The sequence below is a fragment of the Streptomyces sp. HM190 genome, from assembly GCF_009857135.1.
Lineage (GTDB): Bacteria > Actinomycetota > Actinomycetes > Streptomycetales > Streptomycetaceae > Streptomyces > Streptomyces heilongjiangensis.
In genome coordinates this window covers 1,333,825-1,349,714 of sequence record NZ_CP047318.1, presented here as the reverse complement: position 1 = coordinate 1,349,714, position 15,890 = coordinate 1,333,825, and the positions used below count along the sequence as shown (strand labels likewise).

Annotated in this window: 13 protein-coding genes; 5 read left to right on the top strand and 8 right to left on the bottom strand. The window is 71.1% G+C overall.

Going from position 1 to position 15,890, the window contains the following annotated elements; all coding sequences use genetic code 11:
• Positions 1-18: 18 nt before the first annotated feature.
• From GSY65_RS05340 to GSY65_RS05325, 4 genes are all read right to left on the bottom strand, one after another.
• On the bottom strand, positions 19-1,575 hold the full coding sequence (locus tag GSY65_RS05340) for a GMC family oxidoreductase (RefSeq protein WP_159766206.1): 1,557 nt from the start codon (positions 1,573-1,575) through the stop codon (positions 19-21).
• A gap of 130 nt (positions 1,576-1,705) precedes the next feature.
• Positions 1,706-3,310, bottom strand: a complete 1,605-nt coding sequence (locus GSY65_RS05335; RefSeq protein ID WP_159766205.1) for an APC family permease — start codon at positions 3,308-3,310, stop codon at positions 1,706-1,708.
• Positions 3,311-3,485: 175 nt separating this feature from the next.
• Positions 3,486-4,952: an aldehyde dehydrogenase family protein gene (locus GSY65_RS05330; RefSeq protein WP_159766204.1), complete on the bottom strand. Its 1,467-nt coding sequence runs from the start codon at positions 4,950-4,952 to the stop codon at positions 3,486-3,488.
• 241 nt (positions 4,953-5,193) lie between these two features.
• Complete coding sequence (locus tag GSY65_RS05325) at positions 5,194-5,760, bottom strand: hypothetical protein (RefSeq protein ID WP_380967303.1); 567 nt, start codon at positions 5,758-5,760, stop codon at positions 5,194-5,196.
• A 402-nt stretch (positions 5,761-6,162) separates the two neighbouring features.
• Here GSY65_RS05325 and GSY65_RS05320 point away from each other — a divergent pair, with 402 nt between their 5' ends.
• From GSY65_RS05320 to GSY65_RS05305, 4 genes are read left to right on the top strand one after another with little or no spacing between them, the layout of a single operon-like run.
• Positions 6,163-9,003: a nitrate- and nitrite sensing domain-containing protein gene (locus tag GSY65_RS05320; protein ID WP_159766203.1), complete on the top strand. Its 2,841-nt coding sequence runs from the start codon at positions 6,163-6,165 to the stop codon at positions 9,001-9,003.
• Positions 9,000-9,437: a roadblock/LC7 domain-containing protein gene (locus tag GSY65_RS05315; protein ID WP_159766202.1), complete on the top strand. Its 438-nt coding sequence runs from the start codon at positions 9,000-9,002 to the stop codon at positions 9,435-9,437. The genes GSY65_RS05320 and GSY65_RS05315 overlap by 4 nt, the downstream gene beginning before the upstream one ends.
• A 9-nt stretch (positions 9,438-9,446) precedes the next feature.
• Positions 9,447-9,842 carry a DUF742 domain-containing protein gene (locus tag GSY65_RS05310; protein WP_159766201.1) on the top strand — a complete coding sequence of 132 codons (396 nt, stop codon included), beginning with the start codon at positions 9,447-9,449 and terminating at the stop codon, positions 9,840-9,842.
• Positions 9,843-9,894: 52 nt separating this feature from the next.
• Positions 9,895-10,500 (top strand): GTP-binding protein, encoded by a 606-nt coding sequence (locus GSY65_RS05305; RefSeq protein ID WP_159766200.1) that lies wholly within the window; start codon positions 9,895-9,897, stop codon positions 10,498-10,500.
• Between the two features lie 55 nt (positions 10,501-10,555).
• On the opposite strand, the gene glpK is transcribed toward GSY65_RS05305, so the two are convergent.
• From glpK to GSY65_RS05285, 4 genes are all read right to left on the bottom strand, one after another.
• Complete coding sequence (gene glpK, locus GSY65_RS05300) at positions 10,556-12,076, bottom strand: glycerol kinase GlpK (RefSeq protein ID WP_159766199.1); 1,521 nt, start codon at positions 12,074-12,076, stop codon at positions 10,556-10,558.
• Between the two features lie 153 nt (positions 12,077-12,229).
• Positions 12,230-13,015 (bottom strand): MIP/aquaporin family protein, encoded by a 786-nt coding sequence (locus GSY65_RS05295; protein WP_159766198.1) that lies wholly within the window; start codon positions 13,013-13,015, stop codon positions 12,230-12,232.
• Positions 13,016-13,464: 449 nt separating this feature from the next.
• On the bottom strand, positions 13,465-14,655 hold the full coding sequence (locus GSY65_RS05290) for a lipid-transfer protein (RefSeq protein WP_159766197.1): 1,191 nt from the start codon (positions 14,653-14,655) through the stop codon (positions 13,465-13,467).
• Complete coding sequence (locus GSY65_RS05285; RefSeq protein WP_159775635.1) at positions 14,652-15,077, bottom strand: Zn-ribbon domain-containing OB-fold protein; 426 nt, start codon at positions 15,075-15,077, stop codon at positions 14,652-14,654. The genes GSY65_RS05290 and GSY65_RS05285 overlap by 4 nt, the downstream gene beginning before the upstream one ends.
• A 274-nt stretch (positions 15,078-15,351) precedes the next feature.
• Here GSY65_RS05285 and GSY65_RS05280 point away from each other — a divergent pair, with 274 nt between their 5' ends.
• Positions 15,352-15,888 (top strand): NUDIX domain-containing protein, encoded by a 537-nt coding sequence (locus tag GSY65_RS05280; protein ID WP_159766196.1) that lies wholly within the window; start codon positions 15,352-15,354, stop codon positions 15,886-15,888.
• The last annotated feature ends 2 nt before the right edge of the window (positions 15,889-15,890 follow it).

Genomic DNA, 15,890 nt, shown 5'->3' with positions numbered 1-15,890 from the left:
GCCCCGCGCCCCCGGCGGCTACCCCTCGGCGTCGGCCTTCAGCAGGTCCGCGCACTTCTCGCCGATCATCATCGTCGTGATGCACGGATTGACCGTCACCAGGTCCGGCATCACCGACCCGTCGGCCACCCGCACCCCCTCGACGCCCTTGACCCGCAGCCGCGCGTCCAGCGGTGCCATGGGGTCGTCGTCCGCGCCCATCTTCACGGTGCAGGCCGGGTGGTAGACGGTGTTGTGCGTCTTGCGGATGTAGTCGAACAGCTCGTCGTCGGTCTGCACGTCGGGGCCCGGCGCCAGTTCCGCCCCCGCCCAGCCGCTCAGCGCCGGCTGCGCGGCGATCCGCCGGGCCAGCCGCAGACCGTACGTCATCACCCGCACGTCGTGCTCGTGGGTGAAGTACCGCGGGTCGACCTTCGGCTTGTCCCGGTAGTCGCGGGTGCGCAGCCGCACCGTGCCGCGGGACTTCGCCCGGGTCACGTTCGGCGTGAGGCAGAACGCGTTCTCGGCCGTGGGGTAGCCGTGCCGGGCGGTGTTCATGTCGAACGGCACGGACCCGTAGTGGAACATCAGGTCGGGGCGGTCCAGACCGGGCTCGGTGTCGTAGAAGATGCCCGCCTCCCACCACTGGCTGGACGTGGTGGTCATCGGCTGCGCGGCCTCCCACATGATGACGCCCTCGGGGTGGTCCTGGAGGTTCTCGCCGACGCCCGCCGAGTCCACGACCACGTCCACGCCCACCTCGCGCAGGTGCTCGGCGGGGCCGATGCCGGAGAGCATCAGGAGCTTCGGCGTGTCGATGGACCCGCAGGAGACGATGACCTCGCGCCGGGCCCGGACGGTACGGGTGTGGATCTGGTCCGGGTCGAGGTACTCGGCGCCGACGCAGCGCCGCCCCTCCAGCACCAGCTTCTTCGCGCGGACGCCCGTGCGGACCTCCAGGTTGGGCCGCCTGCCCATGATCGGGTGTAGATAGGCCACCGAGGAGGACTGCCGGATGTTGTTCTCGTCGGAGTTGATCTGGAACCAGTTGGCGCCCCGGATCACCGTCGTACCGGAGTTGAAGGGCGTCGTCGGTATACCGGCCTGGGCGCACGCCTCCAGCAGGGCCGTCCCGCACGGGTCGTCGCTCTTCAGGGTGCGGAGCTTGACCGGGCCGCTGCGGCCGTGGTGGTCACCGGGGGCGTCGTTGTTCTCGAGCCGCTGGTAGAGCGGGAAGAGGTCGGCCGCGGACCAGCCCGTGCAGCCGGCCGCCGCCCAGTCGTCCAGGTCCTCCGCGGGGGCCCAGAAGGCGATGCAGGAGTTGTGGGAGGAGCAGCCGCCGAGGACCTTGGCGCGGGCGTGCCGCATGAAGCTGTTGCCGCTGGTCTGCGGTTCGACGGGGTAGTCCCAGTCGTAGCCGGACTCCAGCAGGCCCATCCAGCGCTCCAGCTTCAGGACGGCGTCGTCGCCGACGTCACTGGGTCCCGCCTCCAGGACGCACACGGTGACCGACGGGTCCTCGGACAGCCGGGCCGCGACCACGTTTCCCGCGGTGCCGCCGCCGACCACGACGTAATCGAACTCTTCTGCGCTCATGGGGAGTTGTCCTCCTTGCGTTGCATGCGTCCCCGGCGGATCGGCGCCGGGGGACCGCGCGGTGCGTGCTGTGCCCGGTCCCGGTGGCCGGGCCCCGTCGAGGGCCCGGTGCCTCCGTGACCGGGTCCGGTCAGTCGGCCGCCTGGGAGGCGACGCGCGAGGCGGGGGGAGTCGTCGGGCCGGACGGCTCGGTGCCGGTCCGGGGGGCCGTCATCGCGTGCTCGGCGAGCACCCCGGTCTTGTGCCGCTGGACGAACCAGTAGTAGGCGAAGCCGCCGCCCGCGATGAGCCCGACGAAGAGGACCGCGCCCCAGCGCAGGTACCAGTGGAACGGCTCGGTCGCGTTGTAGACGGAGGCCCGCGGCCAGATCAGGTTGAGGGTCATGCCGGCGCCCCACAGGACGGCCAGGGCGTTGACCAGGACGCCCCAGCGGCCCAGGGAGAACCTGCCGTCACCGGCCGGCTGCCACTTCCCGCGCAGCCGGGCCACCAGCATCGGCACGGTGACGCCGAGGTAGGCGAGGTAGATCATGATGATGCCGATGCTGGTCACCACGGTGAAGATCTGCGGCTGGCGGATGTTGACGACCAGGATCGAGAGGGCCAGCACGCCGATGATCACGGCGGGCAGGACCGGGGTCTGGAAGCGCGGGCTGACCTTGGCCAGCAGCGAGGACGCGGGCAGGTTGTTGTCGCGGGCCATCGCGAAGGCCAGGCGGATCGCCGCCGTGTGGACGGCGAGCGCGCACACCGTGACCGCGATCAGCACGCACCAGAGCATCGCCTTGCCGGCTGTCGGGCCGAGGACGTCGAGCACCACGTACTGCAGACCGTCCGTGGACAGCTTCTCGCCCTTCAGGCTGGAGACGCTCATCAGCGCCAGCAGCAGGATCAGACCGCCGAGGACGAAGGAGGCGACGATGGCCCGGATGATGGCGCGCGGCGCGTTCCGCGACGGGTCCAGCGACTCCTCGCCGAGCGAGGCGGCCGTGTCGAAGCCGTACATGACGTAGGCCGACGCCAGCGAGGCCACGAGGAACGCGCCCAGGTACCCGGCGCCGCCGTACCCCTCGCCCGTGCCGTTCGTCTCCAGCACGACCTGCGGGCCACGCGTGATGTGCACCGCGAACAGGACGATCAGCACGACGGTGGCGATCAGCTCGATGAACACGCCCGCCGTGTTGATCGTGGCCATCAGCTTCACGCCGAAGGCGTTCACCAGCGTGGTGAACAGGATCAGCACCCCGGCCAGGATGACGGCGTTGGTCGCCACGTCGTACGTGCCGGTGCCGTCCCCGACGAACTGGAACACGTCGGAGATCTGCGGCAGCGTCAGCTGGTAGGCGAGCGACACCGCCGCGATCGACACGATCGACGCGGTCAGCATCATCCAGCCGGCGAGCCAGCCCAGATGCGGATTTCCTATCTTCTTCGACCAGTTGTAGACGGAGCCCGCCACCGGGTAGCGCGCCGCCAGCTCGGCGAAGCAGAGCGCGACCATGAACTGGCCGACGAACACCATGGGCCACGACCACCAGTAGGCGGGCCCGCCGCTGCTGTAGCCGAAGTAGAACAGCTGGAAGGTGCCGGTGAGGATCGAGATGTAGCTGATCCCGGCGGCGAAGGTGTGGAAGTTGCCGAGGGTGCGCTTGAGTTCGGGCTTGTAGCCGAACTCGGCGAGTCCGGCGTCGTCGTTCGGTTTCTGTGGTCCGGTCGGTTGCTCGATGGTCGTCATGAGCGGACTCCTGGTGGCCTCGGGGAAAGGGGGAGCGGCTCTCACGGGTGCCGGGACGAGGTGCCGGGACGAGGTGCCCGTGGGCACGTGCGGGGAGGGGGACCGCGTCCGCCGTCCGCAGGAAACGGCAGAAGGATCAGGTCCCGCGCCTCAACTGCTGTACCTCACAGGAGGGTTACGCGAACCAGCCCTGCGGTGCGGGATCCGTGTTGCGCCAGATGTGCTTCGCCTCGCGGTACTCGGCGAGCCCTGCGGGCCCCAGCTCACGGCCGAAGCCGGACTGCTTGTAACCGCCCCACTCCGCCTGCGGGACGTACGGGTGGTAGTCGTTGATCCACACCGTGCCGAGCCGTAGCCGGGCGGCCACCCGCCGGGCCCTGGCCTCGTCCGTCGTCCAGACGGCGCCGGCCAGGCCGTAGATCGTGTCGTTGGCGAGCCGCACGGCCTCCGCCTCGTCGCTGAACCGCTCCACGGTCAGCACGGGCCCGAACGACTCGTCCTGGACGACGGACATCGTGCTCGCACACTCGTCCAGGACGGTCGGCAGATAGTAGAAGCCCTGGTCGTACGCCTCGCCCGTCGGCCGTTCACCCCCGCAGCGCAGGACCGCGCCCTCCGCGAGGCCCTTGGCGACGTACTCCTCGACCTTCGCGCGGTGCGCCGCCGAGATCAGCGGTCCTGTCTGCGCCCGCTCGTCGAAGGGGCCGCCCAGCCGGATCCGCTCCGCCCGGCGCACGAGCTCGTCGACGAACCGGTCGTGCAGCGTGTCCTCGACGAGCAGCCGGGCGCCTGCGGAGCACACCTGGCCGGAGTGCAGGAAGACGGCAGTGAGAGCCATGTCGACGGCGGCGTCGAAGTCGGCGTCGGCGAAGACGATGTTCGGGTTCTTGCCGCCGAGCTCCAGCGCGACCTTCTTCACGCTCGCGGCGGCGTTGGCCATCAACCGCCGACCGGTCTGGAGCCCGCCGGTGAACGAGACGAGGTCGACGTCCGGGTGCTCGGAGAGCGGGGCGCCCGCCTCGGGACCGGCGCCGAGGATCAGGTTCGCCGTGCCCGGCGGCAGCCCGGCCTCCTCCAGCAGCCGCATCAGATGGATCGCGGTGTGCGGGGTCAGCTCGCTGGGCTTCAGCACGAAGGTGTTGCCCGCCGCGAGCGCCGGGGCGACCTTCCAGGCCGTCTGCAGGAGCGGATAGTTCCACGGGGTGACCAGCGCGCACACCCCGACCGGCTCGTACACGACCCGGCTGTCGACGCCCTCCCGCCCTGTGTCCACGACCCGGCCCGTCTCGGCGGTGGCCGCGTGAGCGAAGTAGCGGAAGCAGTTCGCGATGTCGTCCATGTCGTACTCGCTCTCCACCAGCCGCTTGCCGGTGTCGAGCGACTCGGCGCGGGCGAGCGCGTCCTTGTCGCGTACGAGCAGGTCGGCGACCCGCAGCAGCAGGGCGCCCCGCTCGGCGGCCGGCGTGGTGGGCCACGGGCCCTCGTCGAAGGCGCGGCGCGCGGCGGCGATCGCCTCCACGGTGTCCTCGGGGCCGGCCTCGTCGACGACGGCGACCAGGCTGCCGTCGGCGGGACAGCGGATTTCACGGGTGCGCCCATCGAGCGCGCCACGCCACGCTCCGCCGATGAAAAGTTCGGGCATGTCTCTCGTTCCTCCTGGTCAGCGCCGTGCTGCAGGCGCCCTTGCGGCTGAGCGCCTAACCGGAAGGCCGCGTTCTATGCACGCCGACCGGTCACATGTGACGGTTGACACGCTCAGCCGGAAAGAACGCCAGGAGGAACCCGCGCGGGAGCACCGAAAGGAACCCGGAAGAGGCCCGGAAGGGGCCCCGCCCGGGGCGCGCGAAGGGCGCCAGGAGGAACGAGGCGGCAGGTCGCCTGCCTTACGAGTGGGAGAGCTGGCCCGCGCCGCCCCGGCGGCGTATTCGCGCCTGCGTACGCTCCGCCGCGCGCGCCTCACGACGGGCCCGCCGCCGCTCGCGCCGCAGCGCGCGCGCCGTGCTGCTCGGAGCCGACACCACGCCGTTGCGCTGGCTCCACACCTGCCGGGTCACCCACACGTCCAGCACGCCCCAGGTCGCCGCGACCGTACTGGCGACGCTGCTCAGGACCATGGGGAAGGCCAGCCAGGAGCCCGCCAGGGTGCACAGGACGGCCACCATCGCCTGAATCAGCGTCACCGCGATGATGAGGACCGCCCGCACCGCCGCCGTCCGCACCGGATCGGGCAGTCGGCGCCTGCGCGCCGGCTCCTCGACCCACAACGGTCGGTGATATGTACGCTCCTCGTCCTTGGCGACGGGCTTCCGCTCTGTCACCGTGACACCCCCACCTGCTCCGGGGCCCCGCTCGGGTGCCCGAACGGCCGCTGCCGCCGCCCGTGGTGTCACCGTGTCGTTCCCGGGCGCCACTTGCCGCTCCGCCGTGCCCATCACCTTGTCACTCCCCACCGCCGGTGGACCAAGAGCTCCGGGATCACGAGATCCCGGCCCCCCTCTGGTGCCCGACTTCCTCCGAATTACGCCACCCGGGGGCGGCTCGCGGGGCCTGACGCCCCATCCGCACCCCGTTCCCATACAGAAAGACGATCGAGGAGCGCCGAAAGATTCCCAAGGAACGCAAAAATCCGGCCAACCGGCCAACTTCCCCGACGGGATGTCATGGGTCCAACTGCCCCACAGGGGGCGGCAATCTCCCCCAATGAACGGACAACTCCCCATGTCTGGTTCGTCATGGGCGGTAGGTGCGTACCGACGGCTCTTCGAGATACCCCCGTGACGGTAGTAGGCTCACGCCGTTTGTTGACGCACGTGTGTGCCCCCGGACCAGCGGGGGTTGAGCTGGGGGAGGCCATGCGCTTTCGCGGGAAATCGATCCGCCGGAAGATCGTGGCGCTGTTGCTCGTGCCCCTGATCGCCCTGACCAGCGTCTGGGCCTTCGCCACGGTGCTGACGGGGCGTGCGGCGAGCGACCTCTTCCGGGTGGCCGACATCGTCGAGGAGATCGGCTTCCCCACCGAGGACACCATCCGTGTCCTCCAGCAGGAACGCCGCCAGACCCTCGTCCTCCTCGCCGATCCACGCGGCTCCGACGCCGCAGCAGCCCTCGAACGCAGCCGCGAAGCCACCGACAAGGCCGTCAAGCAGTTCCGCACCCACGCCACCGACGCGGAACTGCGCGACGAGATGGGCGAGTCCACCGCGCTGCGGCTCACCACCATCCTCAACGCACTGGACGGCCTCCCGGCCCTGCGTACCGGCGTCGACGACGGCACCGTCACCGTCACCCAGGGCCTGAACTTCTACAACGAGTTGGTCGACCCCTGCTTCGCCCTCCTGTCCAACCTCCCCGCGCTGGACAACGTGGAGATGGACAAGCAGGGCCGCGCCCTCGTCAACATCGGGCGCGCCCGCGAGCTCCTCTCCCGCGAGGACGCCCTGTTCAGCTCCGTCCTCGTCGCCGGACGGATCAGCCGCGACGAGATCCGCGACTTCTCCGACCTCGTGGCCCAGCGGAACCTGCTGTACGACATCACCCTGCCGCTGCTGCCCTCTTCCGAGCGCAACCGCCTCGCCGGCTACTGGCGCAGCGCCAACACCGCGCCCCTGCGCTCGGTCGAGCAGGACGTCATCGCCTCCGTCGCCGGACAGCGGGCCGGTGTCAGCGCCAAGAGCTGGGACAGCGCGGTCGAACCGGTGCTCTCCGACCTCCGCGACCTCAGCATCGAGGCGGGCGACCGCTACCAGGACCGGGTGCGCCCCCTGGCCACCAACGTCATCCTCCGGGCCGTCGTCGCCGGAGTCCTCGGTCTCTTCGCCCTCCTGGTCTCGCTGTTCATGTCCGTCCGCATCGGCCGCGTCCTCATCCGCGACCTGCGCCGACTGCGCCAGGAGGCCCACGAGACGGCCGATGTGCGGCTGCCCAGCGTGATGCGCCGGCTCGCCGCGGGCGAACAGGTCGACGTCGAGACCGAAGTGCCCCGCCTGGAGTACGACAAGAACGAGATCGGCGAGGTCAGCCAGGCCCTCAACACCCTCCAGCGGGCCGCCGTCGAGGCCGCCGTCAAGCAGTCCGAGCTCCGCAGCGGCATCTCCGAGGTCTTCGTCAACCTCGCCCGCCGCAGCCAGGTCCTGCTCCACAAACAGCTCACCCTCCTCGACACGATGGAGCGGCGGACCGACGACACCGAGGAACTCGCGGACCTGTTCCGCCTCGACCACCTGACCACTCGTATGCGCCGGCACGCCGAGGGCCTGGTCATCCTCTCCGGCGCCGCTCCGTCGCGGCAGTGGCGCAAGCCCATCCAGCTCATGGACGTCGTCCGCGCCGCCGTCGCCGAGGTAGAGGACTACGAACGCATCGAGGTCCGCCGGCTGCCCCGGGTCGCCGTCACCGGCCCCGCCGTCGCCGACCTCACCCATCTCGTCGCCGAACTCCTCGAGAACGCCACGGTGTTCTCGCCGCCCCACACCGCGGTGCAGGTCCTCGGCGAGCGCGTCGCCAACGGCTTCACCCTGGAGATCCACGACCGTGGCCTCGGCATGGCCGCCGAGGCGCTCCTCGACGCCAACCTGAAGCTCGCCGAGACCCCCGACTTCGAACTGTCCGACACCGACCGGCTCGGCCTGTTCGTGGTCAGCCGGCTCGCGCAGCGGCAGAAGGTCCGCGTCTCCCTGCAGCCCTCGCCGTACGGCGGCACCACCGCCGTGGTCTTCATCCCCGACGCGCTCCTCACCGACGACGTCCCCGACACCAACGGCATCGGCTTCCGCCTCGACCGCGCCCACCCCAGCCGTGAGGCCCAGCTGGAGGAGGAGCGCAACGCCGCCCTCTCCCAGGTGCCGGTCCGGCTGCCCGGCATCTCAGCCACCATCCTCGACGGTCCGGTCGAGCTGGAGGCACCGGTCGAGCTGGACCCCCTGGGCGGCTTCCCGGCCACCCTCGGCGACGACGGCGAGGGCGGCGAGCTGTTCCGGCCGCGCCGCCCCCTCACCGGCGTCGACGGCGACCCGCGGCCGGCCCACGACACCGAGGCGCAGCGGACACCGCTCACCGACCCCGACCCCACGGTCGGCCCCGTGGCGCTGCCGCCGCGCCGGACGCCGCACCTGGTCAGCTCGCACGGCCGCCCGGTGACGGGCCATAAGCCGCGCCGCCCGGAGGACGACCCCCCGCAGGGACGCGAGGCGGGCGTCGGAGACGCGCGGCCGTTCACCGCCCTGCGAGGCGACCGCGCCGAACCCCCCGTACGCCCCGCACCCGCCCCGTTCGGCGACGGGTACCGCCCGGGGGCCCCGACCGGTGGGGACGAGCCACCGGCGCTGCCCCAGCGGCGGCGCACGACCGCGGGCGACGACCCGGCCACCCGCGCACCGAGGCCGGTTCCGGGCATGCCCACCCCGCGTACGGACCCGACGGCCGACCAGGCAGAATCAGCTCCGAGCCCGCTGCCGCGTCGCGTCCGACAGGCCAATCTGGCACCGCAGTTGAAGGACGGCCTGGCCCGGCGGATCGAGCGCGAGAGGGCTCGCGCCGACCGGTCGGACACGGCCGAACGTGACGCCGACGAAGTACGCAGCCGTATGGCCTCGCTCCAGCGGGGCTGGCAGCGAGGCCGCGAGGAGAACGCCGAGGGCGACGACGCCCGAGACGTCTCAGCACCACGAGGAACGACAGAGGGGGACGGTCGATGACCGCACCGAAGGCCGAAGGGCCCACCGCGATCGGCACGTCCGGCGAGCTGAACTGGCTCCTGGACGACCTGGTGGAGCGCGTCGCCAGCATCCGCAAGGCGCTCGTGCTCTCCGGCGACGGACTGCCCACGGGCGTCTCCAAGGAGCTCACCCGGGAGGACAGCGAGCACCTTGCCGCCGTCTCCTCCGGTTTCCACAGCCTCGCCAAGGGCGTCGGCCGCCACTTCGAGGCGGGCAACGTCCGTCAGACCGTCGTCGAACTCGACGAGGCATTCCTCTTCGTCACGGCCGCCGGCGACGGCAGCGCCCTCGCCGTCCTCGCCGACGCGGAGGCCGACATCGGTCAGGTCGCCTACGAGATGACGCTGCTGGTCAAGCGGGTCGGCGTACATCTGGGTTCCGCCCCACGCACCGATCTGCCCCAGGGCGGGTAGTGGGATGGCATGAGCCGAGACGGTCAGGGAAGAAGTCACTGGTTCGACGACGAGGCCGGACCGGTGGTCCGTCCTTACGCCATGACGCGCGGCCGGACCAGCCATGCGGTGCAGCACCGCCTCGATCTGATCGCCGTGGTCGTCACGGAGCCCCACGTCGACGATCCGGAGGACGACCACTCGCTGTCCCCGGAGCACGTCCGCATCGTGGAGATGTGCCGTGACACCCCGCAGTCGGTGGCCGAACTCGGCGCCGAACTGGACCTACCCGTCGGAGTGGTCCGGGTCCTCGTCGGCGACCTCGTCGACGAGGAACTGGTCCATGTGAATCGTCCAGTTCCGCCTGCCGAACTGGTGGACGAGAGTATTCTGCGCGACGTGATCAACGGCCTCCGGGCGCTGTGAGCAGGCCGCGGTCCGCCGTCGCGCGACAACCATCCAGCAGGAGAAGAGACCGATGATCCTCGGGCGCACTGAGCGCGGCACACCTCCGGTCGAGCCCGTCACGCTCAAGATCCTCGTGGCCGGCGGCTTCGGCGTGGGCAAGACGACCCTCGTCGGCGCGGTCAGCGAGATCAAGCCGCTGCGCACCGAGGAGGTGCTGACCGAGGCGGGCCGCCCGGTCGACGACACCACCGGTGTGGAGGGCAAGCACACCACCACCGTGGCCATGGACTTCGGGCGCATCACCCTGCGCGAGGACCTGGTCCTGTACCTCTTCGGCACGCCCGGCCAGGACCGCTTCTGGTTCCTGTGGGACGAGCTGGCGTCCGGCGCACTGGGGGCCGTGGTGCTCGCCGACACCCGTCGCCTGGAGGACTGCTTCGCCGCCGTCGACTACTTCGAGCGCCGCTCCATCCCCTTCGTCATCGGCGTCAACTGCTTCGACACGGCGGCCCACTACCCGGCGGAGACCGTCCGCCAGGCCCTCGACCTCGACCCGGACGTCCCGGTCGTGCTGTGCGACGCGCGTCGGCGGGAGTCCGTCAAGGACGTCCTCGTCGCCGTCGTCCGGCACGCGATGGCGTACACGGCGGAGCACCGCCACAGCGTCACGACCTGAGCACGGCTCGTACCCCCGCCGACCGGGGTACGAGCCGTGGCCTGTGGGTCCCCCCTCAGTCGGCGTCGTCCTCGTGCCAGCCGAAGCTCTTCTCCACCGCCTTGCGCCAGTTGTGGTACTCGCGGTCGCGGACGGAGTCCGCCATGGACGGTGTCCACTCGGCGTCCTTGCTCCAGTGCGACTTCAGCTCGTCCAGGTCGTGCCACACCCCGGTCGCGAGCCCGGCCGCGTAGGCGGCTCCCAGACAGGTCGTCTCGGAGACCCGCGGCCGGATCACCGGGACGCCCAGCACGTCCGCCTGGTGCTGCATCAGCAGGTTGTTGCGGGTCATGCCGCCGTCCACCTTGAGGGTCGTGATGCGCACCCCCGAGTCCTGGAACATGGCGTCCACGACCTCCCGCGTCTGCCAGCTCGTCGCCTCCAGTACCGCCCGCGCCAGATGCGCCTTGGTGACGTACCGCGTCAACCCGGTGACGACCCCGCGGGCGTCGGAGCGCCAGTACGGCGCGAACAGCCCGGAGAACGCCGGCACGATGTACGCCCCGCCGTTGTCGTCGACGCTCGCGGCCAGCGGTTCGATCTCGTCGGCGGTACGGATGATGCCGAGCTGGTCGCGGAACCACTGCACCAGGGCGCCCGTGATGGCGATCGACCCCTCCAGGCAGTACACCGGCGCCTCGTGACCGATCTTGTACCCCATGGTCGTGAGCAGTCCGCTCTTCGACGCCACGGGCCGGTTGCCGGTGTTGAGCAGCAGGAAACTGCCCGTGCCGTACGTGTTCTTCGCGGCGCCCACGTCGTAGCACGCCTGCCCGAACACGGCCGCCTGCTGGTCGCCGAGCGCCGACGCCACCGGCACACCCGCGAGTTGGCCCACGGCGGTGCCGTACACCTCGGCGGAGGACCTGATCTCCGGGAGGACGGCCTCCGGCACGTCCATCGCGGACAGGATGGTCGGGTCCCACTGGAGGGTCTCCAGGTTCATCAGCATGGTGCGCCCGGCGTTGGTGACGTCGGTGACGTGCCGGCCGCCGTCCGTCCCGCCGGTGAGGTTCCAGATCAGCCAGGAGTCGATCGTGCCGAAGGCGATCTCGCCGCGTTCCGCGCGGGTCCGCAGGCCCGGCACGTTGTCGAGCAGCCAGGCCGCCTTCGGACCGGAGAGGTAGCTGGCCAGCGGCAGACCCGTCCGCCCGCGGAACCTGTCCTGCCCGTCGGGGCCGCCGAGTTCGCTGCAGAGCGCGGAGGTCCGCGTGTCCTGCCACACGATCGCGTTGTGCACGGGCTTGCCCGTGGCCCGGTCCCACAGGACGGTCGTCTCGCGCTGGTTGGTGATGCCGAGCGCGCTGATCTGGTCCGGGCGCAGCCCCGCCCTGGCGATCGCCCCGGCGACCACCGCCTGCACCTTCGACCAGATCTCGGTGGCGTCGTGCTCCACCCAGCCCGGCTTGGGGAAGATCTGGCGGTGTTCACGCTGGTCCACGGCGACGACGGCGCCGTCCCGGTCGAAGATGATGCAACGGCTGGAGGTGGTGCCCTGGTCGATGGCGGCGACGTACTTCTGGGCGTTGTCCGGCATGACATCCCCTTACGTCCTGCGTCGATACACGTGTTGCGTCACCACGCGCCCTGCGTGTCGGTGGGTCTCCGCGCGGCTGCGTCTCTGCGTGTTCCTGTGTCTCTGCTCGGCCCTGCGCCGCTGTGTGCTCCTGCGCCCCCGCGTGGTCCCGGGTCAGAAGGCCGCGTGGTAGACGAGGCCCGCGAGGAGACCGCCGGCCAGCGGGCCGACGACCGGGATCCATGCGTAGCCCCAGTCGGAGGTGCCCTTGTTCGGGATCGGCAGGAAGGTGTGCACGATGCGCGGGCCGAGGTCACGCGCCGGGTTGATCGCGTAGCCGGTGGGCCCGCCGAGGGAGAGGCCGATGCCCACGACCAGGAACGACACCAGCAGCACCGATATCCCGGAGCCGTAGACGCCGGCCTCCTCGCCGGGGATCCGGCCGATGCCGATCCCCGTGTTGCGGCCGAAGGCGAGGATCGGGAGCACCAGCGCGATCGTCGCGACGATCTCGGTGATCAGGTTGGCAACGGGGTTCCGGATCTCGGGGATGGTGGAGAAGATCCCGAGGGTCGGTGTCGGTTCGTCCGCCGTGCCCTCCCTGGTGCCCCCCTCACGGACGTTCGCCTGGAACTGCGCCAGGTAGACCAGGTAGGCGAGGACCGCGCCGAGCATCGCGCCCACCATCTGGCCCAGCAGATACACCCAGACCTTGTCCCACGTCCCGGTGTCGACCGCGATCCCCACGGTCACCGCCGGGTTCAGGTGCCCGCCCGAGAGGGGAGCGGCGGTGTAGGCACCGGCCAGGACGGCGAAGCCCCAGCCGAACGCGATGACGATCCAGCCCGATGCCCTCGCCTTCGAGAACCGGAGGGTGACGGCGGCGCACACACCGGCGTCGAACAGGATCAGGATCGCCGTACCGATGACCCCGCCGAGGAATATGTCTCCGTAGCTCATGGCGGCTCCTAGGCCCCGGCCCGGGGTGATCGACCCCGGACCATCCGTGCAGGGTGCGTTCCCATGGCCACGTCAGCCGAAGGCAGGAAGAGTCCCGCGCCCCGCCCGGCGTCCGTGACGAGCGTGCCGTAGCAGCCGAATCGCCCGTGGGGGACGGCCCGAGAGGCAGGCGGGAGACCCGAGCGGCGCAGTGCACAAAGACGCCCGAATGCGGCGATGCCGACTGACACCGGAAGTGTTCACCGGCACCCAGGGGGCGTCAAGAACGGCGTCAAGAACAAGGACGAACAATCCTGACGGAGGACCGCGCGCTCACCGCCGGCGTTCGTCGGTGGGGCGGGCACCCGGCCGACCCGCAGCGAGCCGCCACCGGGCGAGCCACGACCGAGCGAGCCGCCATCCCACTGAGTGGGCCACCGCGCCCGAACGCCACACTGGCCCCCTACGCCTCACCGCACCACGATCACCGCCGAACCGTGCCCGAACAACCCCTGGTTCGCGCTCAGCCCCACACACGCCCCCGCGACCTGACGGTCCCCGGCCTCACCCCTCAACTGCCGGACCAGCTCGCACACCTGGGCGATCGCCTGCGCCGGAACCGCCTCACCGAACGACGCGAGACCCCCGCTCGTGTTCACCGGTGTACGACCGCCGAGAGCCGTCACCCCGTCCCGCAGCAGCTTCGCCCCCTCGCCCTCGCCGCACAGTCCCAGGTCCTCGTACCACTGCAACTCCAGTGCCGTGGAGAGGTCGTAGACCTCGGCGAGCGACAGGTCGTCCGGGCCGATGCCGGCCTCCTCGTACGCCGCCCGCGCGATCGACGCCCGGAACGTCTCCGGAACCGGAGCCACGGCCACCGCGGAGTCCGTCGCGATGTCCGGCAGATCCAGCACCGTGCTGGGATAGCGCGGTGTCACCGTGGACACCGCTCGGATCCGCACCGGCCGGGCCACGCCGTGCCGCCGCGCGAAATCCACGCTGGACAGCACGAGAGCCGCACCGCCGTCCGAGGTCGCACAGATGTCCAGCAGCCGCAACGGGTCCGCGACGACGGCGGAGGCCGCGACCTCCTCGGCGGTCACCCGCCTGCGGTAACGCGCGTACGGATTGAGCGCCCCCAGCGCCGCGTTCTTCACCTTGACGCGGGCGAAGTCCTCCGGGGTGTCACCGTGCACCGCCATCCGGCGCCGCGCGTACAGCCCGAAGTACGTCGGATTGGTCGCGCCGAGCACCCGGAACCGCAGCCAGTCCGGGTCGTCCGGGCGGTCCCCGCCCGCCGGCCGGAAGAACCCCTTCGGCGCCGCGTCCGCACCCACGACGAGCACGACGTCCGCGAGGCCGCCGAGGATCTGGGCCCGGGCGGCGGCCACCGCCTGCGCCCCCGACGCGCAGGCCGCGTACACACTCGTGGCCCGCGCACCCTGCCAGCCCAGCGCCTTCGCGAAGGTCGCCCCGGCCACGTACCCCGGATAGCCGCCGCGCACCGTGTCGGCCCCGACGATCGAACCGACGTCCCGCCAGTCGATCCCGGCGTCGTCCAGCGCGGTTCGCGCGGCCACCGTGCCGTACTCGACGAAACTCCTTCCCCATTTGCCCCACGGGTGCATGCCCGTGCCGAGCACCGCCACGTCACCCGTCACGCCGTCACCCCCGTCGGCCGCCAGTGCCACGTCGTCCAGGTCGTCCCCGCGTCCTCGTTCAGCACGCCGGGGACGACCTCCACCTCCATGCCCACCGCCAGATCGGCGACGGTGACCCCGGGAACCGCCTGCCCCAGCACCACGAGACGCTCGGCGGCCAGTTCCACCGCGATCAACGCATACGGCTCCCATGGAAGTTCCGGATCGGACACGTAGGGTGACGGAGGCCGGTACCGGGCGTCGGTGTACGACCACACGCGCCCCCGTCGGGACAGCGGCACCTCCCGCAGCTCGCCCCCACCGCACCCCGGATTGCGGCAGAAGACGTCCTCGCGCGGGAAGAACACCGAACCGCACGCCGAGCAGCGCGTGCCGAGAAGACGGAACTCCTCCCCCTCCCCGGTGAACCAGCCGGTGACCACAGGTGTGCGACCGCGCGACAAAGCGCCTCCCCGGCAACAGATCTGATGAACCGTCAGAAGGTTTCGCCGGAAGTCTGTCACGGGCGATTCGAATTGAGCAGGTCCCGGAGCGAACCAACCGGCCCCTCCCGGCGTCGCAGTACCCGTGAGGGGCGGCCGGGGCCCACGGGGGTGGTTCCGGCCGCCCCTCACGCGTACCGGTCCCCGCCCGCGCGGTGGCGCACAGCGTCGCCCCGACAGGACGACCAGCAGATGATCGGATACAGTCCGCCGCGTGTCCGCAAATCAACACCCAACCGCCAACTCCGCACCGGACTCGCATTGTTCCAGTTGCGGAGCGCCCTACGGTGAGGGCGTTTCCGGCTGGCCCCGCACCTGCGAGTCCTGCCACACCGTGGCCTACCGCAATCCGCTCCCCGTCGCGGTGGCCCTCCAGCCCGTGTACGACACCAAGGGCACAGCCCTCGTCGTGATCACACGGACCGTCGCCCCCGCGCGCGGGGGCACCGCCCTGCCCGGCGGCTTCATCGACCACCGGGAGGACTGGCGGCACGCCGTCGTCCGCGAGCTCAAGGAGGAGACGGGCATCTGCGCGGCCGACCGCGACGTCCGCCTCGCCGACGCCATGAGCTCACCCGACGGCCACCTGCTCCTGTTCGGCCTGCTCCCCGAACGCCCGGCAGCCAACCTCCCGCCGCCCGAGGCCACCGACGAGACGGAGGGCTGGCACCTGCTGCGCAGACCGACCGAACTCGCCTTCCCGCTGCACACCCTGGCGGTACAGGCGTTCTTCGACGGCCGCTACATCTGAAC

What these genes read in the sequence shown, in the direction of transcription:
- GSY65_RS05340 (WP_159766206.1), bottom strand. Translation starts at nt 1,575, where the DNA reads ATGAGCGCAGAAGAGTTCGATTACGTCGTGGTCGGCGGCGGCACCGCG.
- GSY65_RS05335 (WP_159766205.1), bottom strand. Translation starts at nt 3,310, where the DNA reads ATGACGACCATCGAGCAACCGACCGGACCACAGAAACCGAACGACGAC.
- GSY65_RS05330 (WP_159766204.1), bottom strand. Translation starts at nt 4,952, where the DNA reads ATGCCCGAACTTTTCATCGGCGGAGCGTGGCGTGGCGCGCTCGATGGG.
- GSY65_RS05320 (WP_159766203.1), top strand. Translation starts at nt 6,163, where the DNA reads ATGCGCTTTCGCGGGAAATCGATCCGCCGGAAGATCGTGGCGCTGTTG.
- GSY65_RS05315 (WP_159766202.1), top strand. Translation starts at nt 9,000, where the DNA reads ATGACCGCACCGAAGGCCGAAGGGCCCACCGCGATCGGCACGTCCGGC.
- GSY65_RS05310 (WP_159766201.1), top strand. Translation starts at nt 9,447, where the DNA reads ATGAGCCGAGACGGTCAGGGAAGAAGTCACTGGTTCGACGACGAGGCC.
- GSY65_RS05305 (WP_159766200.1), top strand. Translation starts at nt 9,895, where the DNA reads ATGATCCTCGGGCGCACTGAGCGCGGCACACCTCCGGTCGAGCCCGTC.
- glpK (WP_159766199.1), bottom strand. Translation starts at nt 12,076, where the DNA reads ATGCCGGACAACGCCCAGAAGTACGTCGCCGCCATCGACCAGGGCACC.
- GSY65_RS05295 (WP_159766198.1), bottom strand. Translation starts at nt 13,015, where the DNA reads ATGAGCTACGGAGACATATTCCTCGGCGGGGTCATCGGTACGGCGATC.